Source organism: Hymenobacter psoromatis (genome assembly GCA_001596155.1).
In the GTDB taxonomy this organism is placed as follows: Bacteria; Bacteroidota; Bacteroidia; order Cytophagales; family Hymenobacteraceae; genus Hymenobacter.
This window is the reverse complement of sequence record CP014771.1, coordinates 2,666,324-2,678,470: the sequence shown is the minus strand read 5'-3', so window position 1 is coordinate 2,678,470 and position 12,147 is coordinate 2,666,324. Positions and strand designations below refer to the sequence as shown.

At 63.2% G+C, this 12,147-nt stretch carries 6 protein-coding genes, 2 pseudogenes and 1 other annotated feature; of the genes and pseudogenes, 6 read left to right on the top strand and 2 right to left on the bottom strand.

The genetic code is table 11. The annotated features are described in order from the left end of the window. Position 1 precedes the first annotated feature (1 nt). The 3 genes and pseudogenes from A0257_11320 (at position 2) to A0257_11310 (ending at position 5,445) form a co-directional block, all read left to right on the top strand. Complete coding sequence (locus A0257_11320) at positions 2-871, top strand: NAD(P)-dependent oxidoreductase (protein ID AMR27626.1); 870 nt, start codon at positions 2-4, stop codon at positions 869-871. A gap of 305 nt (positions 872-1,176) precedes the next feature. Beyond that, positions 1,177-3,741, top strand: a pseudogene (locus A0257_11315) (hypothetical protein). Positions 3,742-4,368: 627 nt separating this feature from the next. Further along, entirely contained in the window at positions 4,369-5,445 is a 1,077-nt protein-coding gene (locus A0257_11310) for a hypothetical protein (protein AMR27625.1), read from the top strand. A gap of 92 nt (positions 5,446-5,537) precedes the next feature. Here the strand turns inward: A0257_11310 and A0257_11305 are convergent, their stop codons facing one another. Together A0257_11305 and A0257_11300 are read right to left on the bottom strand one after the other, a co-directional pair. Then, positions 5,538-8,096 (bottom strand): hypothetical protein, encoded by a 2,559-nt coding sequence (locus A0257_11305; GenBank protein AMR27624.1) that lies wholly within the window; start codon positions 8,094-8,096, stop codon positions 5,538-5,540. A gap of 200 nt (positions 8,097-8,296) precedes the next feature. Then, positions 8,297-8,641: a hypothetical protein gene (locus tag A0257_11300; protein ID AMR27623.1), complete on the bottom strand. Its 345-nt coding sequence runs from the start codon at positions 8,639-8,641 to the stop codon at positions 8,297-8,299. 377 nt (positions 8,642-9,018) lie between these two features. Between A0257_11300 and A0257_11295 the strand changes: the two are divergent. The 3 genes and pseudogenes from A0257_11295 (at position 9,019) to A0257_11285 (ending at position 12,048) form a co-directional block, all read left to right on the top strand. Beyond that, a pseudogene (locus tag A0257_11295) lies at positions 9,019-9,177 on the top strand (peptidoglycan-binding protein). 251 nt (positions 9,178-9,428) lie between these two features. Next, positions 9,429-9,546: a binding site (SAM riboswitch class I), on the top strand. Positions 9,547-9,921: 375 nt separating this feature from the next. Beyond that, positions 9,922-10,605 carry a hypothetical protein gene (locus A0257_11290; protein AMR27622.1) on the top strand — a complete coding sequence of 228 codons (684 nt, stop codon included), beginning with the start codon at positions 9,922-9,924 and terminating at the stop codon, positions 10,603-10,605. 57 nt (positions 10,606-10,662) lie between these two features. Further along, complete coding sequence (locus tag A0257_11285) at positions 10,663-12,048, top strand: O-acetylhomoserine aminocarboxypropyltransferase (GenBank protein AMR27621.1); 1,386 nt, start codon at positions 10,663-10,665, stop codon at positions 12,046-12,048. Positions 12,049-12,147 lie beyond the last annotated feature (99 nt).

Here is a 12,147-nt window from a genome sequence, read left to right as displayed (position 1 = left end):
CATGCTTGTAGTCACTGGAGCCACCGGCCAGTTAGGAGCCGATATTATGCAACATCTCTTGCGCACTATGCCAGCCAATGAGCTGGCGGCCAGCGTGCAGAACCCCGGCAAAGCCACGGCCCTGGCCGCGCGCGGCGTGCAGGTGCGGGCCGGCGATTTTGCCCGGCCCGATAGCCTGCCGGCCGCCTTCGCGGGCGCGAGCCAAGTATTGATTATCTCCGTCAATAAGCTCGGGGAAGAGGCCCGGCGGCTGCACCGGGCCGCCATTGAGGCCGCCCGCGCCGCCGGAGCGCGCCGCATTCTGTACACGAGCCACCAGGGCGCGCGGGCCGATTCGTTCTTCGAGCCGGCCCTCAACCACGCCGCCAGCGAGGCGATGCTGGCCGAGCAGGGGGTAGCCTTTACCTCGCTGCGCCACGGCTTCTACGCCGAAAGTGCGCTGCAAATGATGGGGCACGGGCTGCAAGAAGGCGTGATTCGCGCCCCCGAAGACGGCCCGGTGAGCTGGACCACCCGCGCCGACCTGGCCGAAGCCGACGCGCTCATCTTGGCCCAGGAAGGCCGCTTTGACGGCATCACGCCGCCGCTGACTGCCCTCGCCGCCGTCACGCTGGACGAGGTGGCCGCCATCGCGTCGGAAGTGGCTGGGCGTGAAATCAAGCGGGTGACAATTTCGGACGATGAGTGGCGGCAGGCCACCATCGCGCGGGGCGTGCCGGCCCCAATGGCCGAGATGCTGCTCGGCACGTACCGGTCGGCCCGGCGCGGCGACTTCGCGGCCGTTGACCCCACGCTGGCCACGCTGCTGGGCCGCCCTCCGCAAACGATGCGCGACGTGCTGGCCCGCTTTCTGACCCCCACGAAAGCTTAACGCAGCTTCGGGTATCGGTAGGGGCGGGGCTTGCCCCCGCCCGTCGCGTGAACGATGCAGGTAGGTTTCGTTCATGCGACGGGCGGGGGCAAGCCCCGCCCCTACGTACTAACGGGCAGTGGGGTCAGGAGCAGCAAACCTAGCGGCATGCCTGGTTCTAAGAGCCGATTAAATGGTCCTCCGCAAGCGGTGGTGTAGCTGGCTTAGTCGGCAGAAGAAAGGTTTCGGCCGACCATTTACTAAAAACACTGCCTGGCAATGCAACTTTTGTGCGCCGTTTGCGCACTTTGGCCGTTATGACTTTTATGAACAAGACTACACTACCCCTCGCGGGGCTTTTGGCCACTACTTTTTTTGCCAGCCCGCAGCTGGGCTACGGCCAGGCCGGCGGTCGCCCCGCCGCGGCCGCGCCGGCCCGGTCGGCCGGCCGCCTCAGCGGCACCATTACTGACGCGGCTACCGGCAAACCGGTTTCGTACGCCACGGTCAACGTCATCAACCCCAGCACCAATAGCCCCGTGAACGGCGGCGTGGCCGGCGACGATGGCAAATTCGTGCTGTCCGGCATTCCGGCTGGCACGTATCGGGTCGAGGTCAGCTTCCTGGGTTACGCCAACCAGGTGCGGACGGTGACCATACCGGCCACCGGCGGCAACGTGGCGCTGGGGACCGTCGCGCTGGCTGCCAGCGCCCAAAAGCTGGGTGAGGTGGTAGTGACGGGCAGGAAGCCGCTCATTGAAGAGCGCGTGGACCGCACCGTGTATAACGCCGACGTGGACAAAACCACGGCCGGCGGCGATGCCACCGACGTGCTCAAGCGCGTGCCGCTGCTGAGCGTGGACCTGGACGGCAACGTGACGTTACGCGGCAGCAGCAACATTAAAGTGCTGATTAACAATAAGCCCAGCACCATTGCGGCCAGCAGCGTGGCCGACGCGCTCAAGCAGATTCCGGCCGAGCAGATTCAGACGGTAGAAGTTATTACTTCGCCTTCGGCCAAGTACGACGCGGAGGGTTCGGGCGGTATTATCAACATCATCACCAAGCAGAATAACCTGCGCGGGGCCTCGCTCAATATAAACAGCAGCGCCGGCACCCGCGCCAGCAACCTGGGCCTGAGCGGCAGCGTGAGCAACGGCAAATTCGGGGCCTCGCTGGGCGGCTTCGGGCGGGCGCAGTACAACACGCCGGGCAGCTTCGAGAACGTGCAGACCACCACCAACCTGCTCAATGGCCAGCGCACCACCGTGCAGCAGAATGCTGCCACGCGGCAAACCAACGCCTTCGGGCGCTACACGCTGGGTTTGACGTATGATTTTGACAAGCAAAATTCGCTGGCCGGCTCGGTGGCCTACGGCGTCCGCAACAGCAAGAACTACCAGGACCAGCTAACCAGCCAGACCCTGGCCGGGGCCAACCTGGGTATCAACACGGTGCGCGACGTGGTTTCGACCGGCAACTCGGGCACCGTGGACGCGAGCCTCAACTACACACACCTCTACGATGTGAAGCAGCGCGAGCTGAGCGTATTGACGTTGTTTAGCCGGAACAACCAGACCAGTGACTTCACTAACAATGTGTTCGCGCCCAGTGACCACACGTACCAGGGCCAGCTGGGCAACAACAACCAGAGCCGCAACCAGGAAATAACGGGGCAGATAGACTACCAGACGCCCACCGCCAAGGACCAGCTGCTGGAAGTGGGGGTAAAGAATATCGTGCGGCGCGTCACCAGCGACTACAGCTATTTCTACGGCCCCGGCCTGGCCCCGCCTACCCCCCCCGTCCCTAACTCTTTCCTCTACAAGCAGAACGTGTCCGCCGCCTACGTGGCCTACACGATGGCCCTGCCCCTGGGCTTTGCCCTGAAGCCGGGCGTGCGCGCCGAATACACCACTATCAGCGCCGACTTCAGCAATCCCAACGGAGTGCTCACCGCCACCGCCATTCCCAACTACCTCAAGGTGCTGCCGAGCGTGAATCTGTCGCGCAAATTTGCCAATGGCAACGTGCTCAAGATGGCCTACAATATTCGGATTCAACGGCCCTCGCTGCAATTTTTGAATCCGAACGTGCAGGCTTCCAACCCCTTGAGCGCTTCGGCCGGCAACCCTACCCTGCGGCCGGAAAACACCCAGAACTATGAGCTGGGCTACAGCACCATGATTAAGCAGAAGGTGAATGTGAACATCTCGACCTTCGTGCGCAGCACCGACAACGCCATTCAGACGGTGCGGGTGCCGCTGCCCGACTCGCTTAACCCCACCAAGGCGGTGGGCGCGCTGCTCTCGACCTACCGCAACGCGGGCACCGAACGGGCCTACGGCACCAACCTATTTGTGGGCATCAACAACGCCAAGATGAGCCTCAACGGCAGCATGGACGTGTTTTATGACGTGCTGCGCAACAACGACCCCACGGCCATCTACAACTCCAGCAACCAGGGCTTCGTGGTGAATGGGCGGGTATTTGGCGCGTATAATCTCACCAAAGACTGGGCCTTGCAGGCATTCGCCTTCGTGCGGGGCCAGCAGGTGCAGTTGCAGGGCAATCAGTCGGGCTTTGGCATTTACAGCCTGAGCCTACAGCGCAATTTCGCCGAGAAGCGGGGCAGCTTCGGCTTCGGGGCTGAGAACTTTTTCAGTAATCAAATCACCATCCACAACTCGGTGAGCACGCCCTTCGTGGATAGCTACAACGGCGTGACCATCAACGCGCCAGTGCTGACGCAGAACAGCACGAACGTCCTTAACCGCCTGAGCTTCAAGGTTAACTTCAGCTACCGCATCGGCAAGCTGAGCGTGGACCAGCGGCGCGGTCGCAAGGGCGTGAGCAACGACGACCTGAAAGAAGGCGGCGACGCGGGCGGCGGCGACACAAGTGGTGGTGGCGGCCAGGGCGGTGGTGGCGGCGCGCCAGGTGGTGGCGGTGCCCCAGGTGGTGGCGGTGCGCCAGGTAGTGGTGGCCGCCCGGCCGGCGCTGGTGCCGGTGCCGGCCGGCCTGGTGGCTATCCAGGCGCGGGCCAGCGCCCGGCCGGCGCGGGCCGCCCGGCCAGCGCTACCGACTCGACGCGCCGCATCATTCCGGCCGATTCGCTCCAGCAGCTGCGCAACCAGGGTGCCCAGCCCAATGGCGCGATGGGCCGCCCGGCAACGATGCCCGGCGCAACGACTCCGGCTACCGCCGCGCCCGGCGTGGCCGTGCCCCCTACCCCCGCCGACAGCACCACGACCCGGCCGGCCACCTCGCCGGCCGTGAAGCCCCAGAATACGCCGTCGCCGCTGGGCGCGCCCTCACCGGGCACTACCTCGCCGGGCGGCATTACGCCGGCAGGCCAGACGGGCGGGCGGCCCTAGCCCGCGTTTTCCGCGGGTAATGTTTGGGACATGAAAAGGTCCGGCCGCGCGTGTTGCGGCCGGACCTTTTCATGTCCCTACCCCCCTCGTCCGGTCCGACGCTGTGGGCCGCCGTATTTTTGCCGCACCTTTACCGTGCCTATGCCCCCAGCCGTCCCTACCCCCCCGCCCGCGTCCGACGTGGTAGCCGCCGAAAGCAACTTGCTGCGGCAGCTGCGGCCGTCGCGCATCGTGCTGCCGGCGCTGATTGGGTTGAGCGTGGTGGGCTTTCTGTTCTGGCGCTCCTACCAGCCCGGCGACCTCGACCCGCTGCTCAATGCCAAGTGGCAGTGGCTGGTAATCACGCTCTTGGTGCTGTGGGCGCGCGACCTGGGCTACATCTACCGCATCCGCTACATTGCCGAGCGGACCCTGAGCTGGCGGCAGGCGTTTGGGGTAATTGTGGTGTGGGAGTTTGCCTCGTGCGTGCTGCCCTCAGCGGCGGGCGGCACGGCGGCGGCCCCGGTTATTCTCACCAGCGAGGGCATTCCGCTGGGCAAATCCATTGCCTACGTCATCGTCACGGCCTTTCTCGACAACCTCTACTACGTGCTGATGGTGCCGCTGGTAGTGTGGCTGGCCGGCGAAGGCCTCTACCCCCAGGGCTTGCAGTCGGCCTTCGTGCAAACGCTGCGGGCCATTTTCATCTTCAGCTACGTGGCCGTGTCAGCCTATTCGGGGCTGCTGCTGTATGCCTTGTTTATCAATCCGCGCTCGGTGCGGCGGCTGCTGGTGCGGCTGGCCTCGACGCGGCTGCTGCGGCGGTTTCGGCGGCAAGCCTACCGGCAAGGCCAGGAAATGGTGCTGGCCTCCGAGCACCTGCAAGGCGCGGGCGCGGCCTACTGGTGGCGCGCCAGCCTGAGCACCGTGTTCGTGTGGACGGCCCGCTACGCCGTTATCGGCTGCCTCATCGCGGCCTTCACGCCCATGAACACGGGCACGTTCCTGTTCATCTTCGCCCGCAACATTACCTACAAAGTGGTGCTGCTGCTGGCCATCACGCCGGGCGGCGCAGGCATCGCGGAGGGTGCGTTTCCCACGTTTTTCGGCCGCTTTATGGGCTCGGCGGCTATGACTAGCTTCCTGGTGCTGTTCTACCGCATCGTTACCTACTACTTCTACCTGGCGCTGGGCGCGCTGTTCCTGCCCCGCTGGGCGGCGCGGGTGTTTAGAAAGTAGGGTGCGGGACTTGTCCTCGCCCATCGTTGCACGATTTATGCCTGTTTCATTCAACGACGGGCGGGGGCAAGCCCCGCACCCTACTCGCAAAATCAAGGGGTAGCCAGCGGGCCGCCCGGCCGCTTGTAGCCCGCCCAAAACTCGGGCCGGTAAGGCACTTCGGGCTGCCTGGCGGCGGGCTCACCTTTTTTGGGTGGGGCCGGCGCGGGGCCGGCGGTGGGCAGCGGCTGGAAGAAGTATTCCGTCAGATTTTGGTAATAAAAGGGGCTTTTACCCAGCGTGCGGCCCGTGCTCAAACCCTGACCCACGCTCTGGCGGGCATAGTAGCGGCCATTGTCGCCCTTTTGATAATCCACTACGTGGGTAGTGCGGCTGAGCGTAAATACTTGGGCGTAAAGCCTGGAAATCACATTATTACGCCCATAGTTTTTGCGGGCCGTGGAGTTGAAAGTAGCCGTGTCAAGCTGCCACAGCGCTTCGTAGCGCAGCACGGCGAAGTCGCGGGCACGCACCAGCAGCTGGCCTTGATAATTACCCATCAGGTAGGTGCCGGTGCTGCGATGGTTGGCCCGCCGGGCTGCGAAGCTAAGCGCATACAGTGTATCAGCCCCCCGCACCCGCACACTGTCGAGCTTAAGCGTAAACTTGCGCTGATTGCGGCTTTCAAACAAGGGCGAAATCCGCACCGGGTCGGCAGTTGATATGGCCGTCCCCTGCACCTCCGTGATTCGCAGTCCCGGCCCCGGCTCCGCGCTGATGGGCGGGGTTAGTAGGTGCCGCTGCTGCACCTCATAATTTACGTCGGGCTCGTGCCCCATAAATCCGCCCGCAAAATGCCGGTAGCCGGCCGGCACCCGCAGCCGGCCCACGGTTTCGGCCTCGTAGCGCAGGGTATCGAAGTTGCTGAGGCGGCGGTAGGCGTACACCTGCGTGGCGTAGTCTTGCTGCTCATAGTTGACGGGTATTTGCTTGATAATCTGCTTCATAATCGCCTCCGGGGTGGGCGGCGCGGCAGCGGTCACCCGCGCCTCGGCCAGGGTGTAGGCAGCGGGGTGCAGCAACACGGTCAGCTCCTCATCGCCGCGCGGCGAGCGCACCGTGGCCGGCGTGTAGCCCAGGCTGCGCACCAGCAGGGGGGTAGGGCCCGGCAGCGCCAGCGCGAACCGGCCCTGCGCGTCGGCCACGGTGCCTTTGCCCTGCCCCACCAGCTCAATAGAAGCGTAGGGCACCGGCTGGCGGCGCGCATCCAGCACCACGCCGCGCACCGGGCGCACCCCCGACACGTCGGCCGCCGCCACCGGGCGGCGCAGCGTGGCCCCGCCCCGGCCGGCCGCGGGGTTGAGCGAGCCGGGCGGCGTGGGCGGCGGGGCGGCCAGCGCGGCGGCCACGCTGGCGCTATCGGGTGGGGCGGGGGGGGTAGGGCGGGCGGTGGTGTCGGGTGGCAGCAGGTGCGGCGGCTCCACGGTTTTTAGGAATAAAAAGCCGTCCACTACCTCGCTCCAAGGGCCGGCCAGGGGCTGGTAGTCGAAGGCGTAGGTCGTGAGCTGCCGGCCGGGCGCGTCGTGCTTCAGACTCACGAAGGCGTAGGGCGAATTAAGATTTAACAAGCTGGCTTCCAGCGTGCCGGGGGCGGGCGGGGGCACGGGCTCGCCGGCGGTGCCGGGCAGGCCGTGGGTGCCGCCGCCCGCGAGCGTGCCCAGGATGTAGGTTTGATTGGGGGGTAGGGCGGCCCGCACGAGCTGGCCCATCGGGTGGTAGGCGCGCAGCTCCTCGTTGCCCAGCAGCTCCACGTGGTTGGCAAAATGCGGCAGGGCACCCCAACAAATGACTTTTTCGGCGGGGTGCTGGCGCAGATACCACAGCAGATTATCGGCCATCTGGGCGTCGCGGGGGTTGCTGTTGGCGGCCACGAAGGTGGCGGCGGTTTTGGCACCGGGGTCGTGGGCGGTGTAGTCGCGGGCCTGGGCCAGTAGGCTGCGCAGGCACTGCTGCCAGAACGCGGCCTCGGCGCGGCGCGTGGGGCTGGCGGCCGCGGCGGCGCGGCGCAGCAGCGGCGCGGCCTTAGCCAGTTCGCCCTCGAAGGCGGCCAGCGTTTGGCTGGGTGAAAAGGCGTAGTGCTCGGCCATATAGCCCACGGCATCGTCGAGCAGGTCGAAATTTATGGCTTTGTCGCTGGCCTTGCCTTCGTCCAAAAAATCTTCCAGGTCGTCCATCAGGTCGTCGCTGTAGTCGCCGCTCAGTTGCGGGTCGAAGCCCGTAACGCGCAGGCCATCGGGCCCCACCAGCGGCACTACGGCCTGGAACTCCTGCGTACCCATCCAAACAGGAAACACGCTGCTTTGCAGGTTTTTAACCACCGATTTGCCGGCCGCAATCTCCCGTTGCGCCTTGTTCATCTCAAAAAAGCCGCTCTCCATCGCCAGCGTCGTGAAGCCCAGGCGCTGCTGCAGGTAGGCCACGAGCCGCGCCTTGGCACTCAGCACGTTACCTTCGCCGTGGGTCGGCTCGCCCAGAAAAACTACCCGCGCCCCGCCAATTTCCGCCCGCAAAAACTCCAGCTCGGCAAACGTGGTATCGGCCGGGCTCACGCTACGCAGGCGGCGCGCGGGCACCTCGCCACCAGCCGTCTGCGCCCACGCGGCTGGCCCCATTCCTACGCCGCACACCCACAGCAATAGCGCGCAAAACCACTTCATCTTCTGGCCAGGATTCAAGTTAACCATCATATTGCCCAAATTTCAGCGCAAAGGACCAGCTTTTAATGCCGCTCCCTGCCCTTCGCGCATAAAAAAACCCCGCGCTCGTCAGAGCGCGGGGTTTAGGCTGGGCATAGGCCCACTAAAAAATTCTGCTATTTAGCTTTCAGCATCAGCTTCGAATCGGGGCTGTTGGGGTTCACGAGCGTCAGCTTGCTGTCGGTCAGGGTTTCGATGTTGAACGTGTTGCTGGTCGTGCCGCCCTCCGGGGTCATGGTGATGGTTTTGGCGGCCTGGTCAAATACGTACTTGCCGCTTTGCGTACCTGAATACGTGCCATTCGAGGCAAAGCTGATTTCCTGGTCCTGAGCTGCGGCGTCCTGCTTCACTTTGTCGCCAGCCGCATCGGTCTGCTTGTCGGTCACCCACGCCTTGCTGCTTGAGCCGTACAGCTTGTTAACTTCCTCTACCTTACCCTTATCGCTGCCGCACGAAGACATGACGAACAAAAGCGTCACTACGCTGAGCAGGGAAGTGAAGTAGGACCGGAAGGATGCGTGTGAAAGATTCATGGGGGGAGAAAAAAAAGAAGGTGAAGAGAAAAGTTCTGATGAATACGGCTCTGCTTACGCACTGTCTTTTTTTTGGTTATGGGTAGCAACCCTGGCTTCCTACCCCCGTAAAAGGCTCATAGCCACCCAGCCCCGCTGTGGCAGCTCTTCTTTCTCACACTAACCGCACTTGTCACATGGGTTTGCTCGATTTTTTGAATAACGAAGGTGATAAAAAGCCCGCTGCTCCGGCTACTACGGGTACTGGCACCGACTTTTTCGGCAACAGCGCCCAGCCTGCCGCCGCGGCTACCACCGGCACTTCCTACACCGTAGTGAGCGGCGACTCGCTCTCCAAGATTGCCAAAAGCCAATACGGCGACGCCGCCAAGTGGCACCAGATATACGAAGCCAACAAGGCCATCATCGGCAGTAACCCCGACCTCATCCAAGTGGGTCAGGAGTTAACCATACCTAGTAACTAGGTACTTTTTGCAGAAAAAAGGTGAGAAAAGCCACTCCAGCATTGGGGTGGCCTTTTTGTTTTTGTGCCGTGTAGGGTGCGGGGCTTGGCCCCGCCCGTCGTTGAACGATTCACCTAATTTCGCTCAACGACGGGCGGGGGCAAGCCCCGCACCCTGTTTTTTTAGGAGAAATTTGGTAAATGAGGCGCGGCATCTATCTTTGCCCTTACCAATCCGGTACTCCTCCGCAGCAGGCGGGGCAGTTTTAGTAAGTTTTATACAGAAGCGGCGAGAGATTAGGCTCCCTGACCCGCTGGCAACCTTCACCCGTTGAAAGGTGCCAATTCCTACCCCAGTAGCTGCCGCGCGTAGCCTGGGGGGCTATAAACCGAGTACCAACATGGCACACCCATTTTTCTTCGCTGCTCCCTACTCGGCTGCCACTTCGGTGCGCACCTTAGGAATCCTCCTGCAATCGGCTGTAGCTGGCCCGGCTTCCGCGGCCGGGCGAATGCGAATGTGCTGTTGTTGCCAAGGCTAAGACCTTCGGCGCTGTTCGCTCCGTTTCTTTCGTGGGTACTGCTTCCGCCAGCTGGCTTGGTTCTGACGCCGGCCACTTGCTATGGTTGATATAAGGTCAATTCATTAACTAGCAGGTAGTTAACAAGGCAATTGCTCGCCTACCCCCCCTAGAAGCCGCGAACCAGCCAACAGCACGGAGTTTGACAAAAACTTTTTTCTCGCAGCTATTTCCCGTTACGCGTTATGTCCACCATCAATTCCGCTACCGCTTTTCAGCAAGCTCTTACGGCTACGACCCAGCACCTGGCCACCGCCCTACCCCCCGCCGCCACCCGCAGCATCGACGCGGGCATTGCCCGCACCGAAGCCGCCGACACCGCCCGCCACGCCCTGGCCGCTGGCCAGCCGGCCCCCAACTTCACCCTGCCCGACGCGGCCGGCCGGCCCCAAACTCTGGCCGAGTTGCGGGAGCAAGGTCCGGTAGTGCTCACGTTTTACCGCGGCAACTGGTGCCCTTTCTGCAACGTGCAGCTGCGCGCCTACCAGCAGGCCCTGCCCGAGCTGGCTCGCCTCAATGCCACGCTGGTAGCCGTATCGCCCCAAACCCCTGACTTTACCAGCTTGACGGCCAATGAGAAAGAGCTGACCTTCCCGGTGCTGAGCGACATCGGCAACGTTTTGGCCCGGCAGTATGGCCTGGCCTACGGGGTAGGCACCGAAGTGGCCGACACGCTGCGCGGCGTGGGCATCGACTTGGCCGCCTACAACGGCACGGCCGACGATGAGCTGCCGCTCACGGCCACCTTTCTCATCGGCACCGATGGCGTGATTGCCTGGGCGCAGGTGGCGGCCAACTTCAAGCAGCGGCCCGACCCGGCGGCCCTGCTGGCCGCGCTGGCGCGGCTGCCGGTGGCTATTCCAGCTTAGAGGGCCGCCTCTTTTTCTACTTGATTTTCAGCTTCAACACGCTTTATTTTTAGCTTCATGGCCACCCAGACTCAGCACTTCGAAACGCTTCAGCTCCACGCCGGGCAGCAGCCCGACCCCACCACCGGCTCGCGCGCGGTGCCCATTTACCAAACCAGCAGCTACGTGTTCAAGAACGCGGAGCACGGCGCTAATTTGTTTGCTCTCAAAGAGTTTGGTAATATTTACACCCGCCTGATGAACCCGACCACCGACGTGTTCGAGCAGCGCATTGCGGCGCTCGAAGGCGGCGTAGCGGCGCTGGCCGTGGGCTCGGGCCAGGCGGCGCAGTTCATTGCGCTGAACAACATCCTGCAGCCCGGCGACAACCTGGTGAGCAGCTCGTACCTCTACGGCGGCACCTACAACCAGTTTAAGGTGGCCTTCAAGCGATTAGGTATTGAGGCGCGCTTTGCGCAGGGCGATGACGTTGACAGCATCGAGGCGCTGATTGACGACCGGACCCGCGCCATCTACGTCGAAACGATTGGCAACGGCAGCTTTAGCGTGCCGGATTTTGAGCGCCTGGCGGCCGTGGCCAGGAAGCACGATATTCCGCTGGTGGTGGACAACACGTTTGGCGCGGGCGGCTACTTGCTCCGGCCCCTGGAGCACGGTGCCAACATCGTGGTGGAGTCGGCCACCAAGTGGATTGGCGGCCACGGCACTACCATTGGCGGCGTGATTGTGGACGGTGGCACCTACGACTTCGGCAACGGCAAGTATCCGCAGTTTACGGAGCCCAGCGAGGGCTACCACGGCCTGGTTTTCAACGAGGTATTCGGCAAAAATAGTCCGTTTGGCAACATCGCGTTCATCATTCGGGCGCGGGTGGAAGGCCTGCGCGACTTCGGCCCCTCGCAGAGCCCGTTCAACTCGTTTCTCTTGCTGCAAGGCGTCGAAACCCTGAGCCTGCGCGTAGAGCGGACCGTCGAAAACGCCCTGAAAGTGGCGCAGTGGCTGGAGCAGCACCCGCAGGTGGCCAGCGTCAATTACCCCGGCCTGGCCAGCAGTCCGCAGCACAAAAATGCCGCGAAGTACCTCAAGCGCGGCTTCGGCGGCGTGCTGTCGTTTGCGCTGCACGGCAGCAAGGAGACGGCCACGGCGTTGATTGATAACCTCAAGCTTATCAGCCACCTGGCTAATGTGGGCGATGCTAAAACGCTCATCATTCAGCCGGCGGCCACTACCCACCAGCAACTCAGCGAAGCCGAGCAGCACGCCGCGGGCGTAACGCCCACGCTGCTGCGCTTGTCGGTGGGTATCGAGCATTTTGAGGACATCCGCGCCGATTTGGAGCAGGCCATTGCCGCCGCCGTTGCGGCCACGCCTACCGGCCAGGACGAAGGTGTGGATGCAATTCCCGAGCCCGAGCCGGAGCACGCCCAACCGCTTGAGGTATAAGCTTTTACGTTTTCATCGCAGAATACGCAGAGGTTTTCGCAGAAGAGACGCAGAGGGGGGATAATCTTCCGCGAATCTTCTGCGAAAACCTCTGCGTCT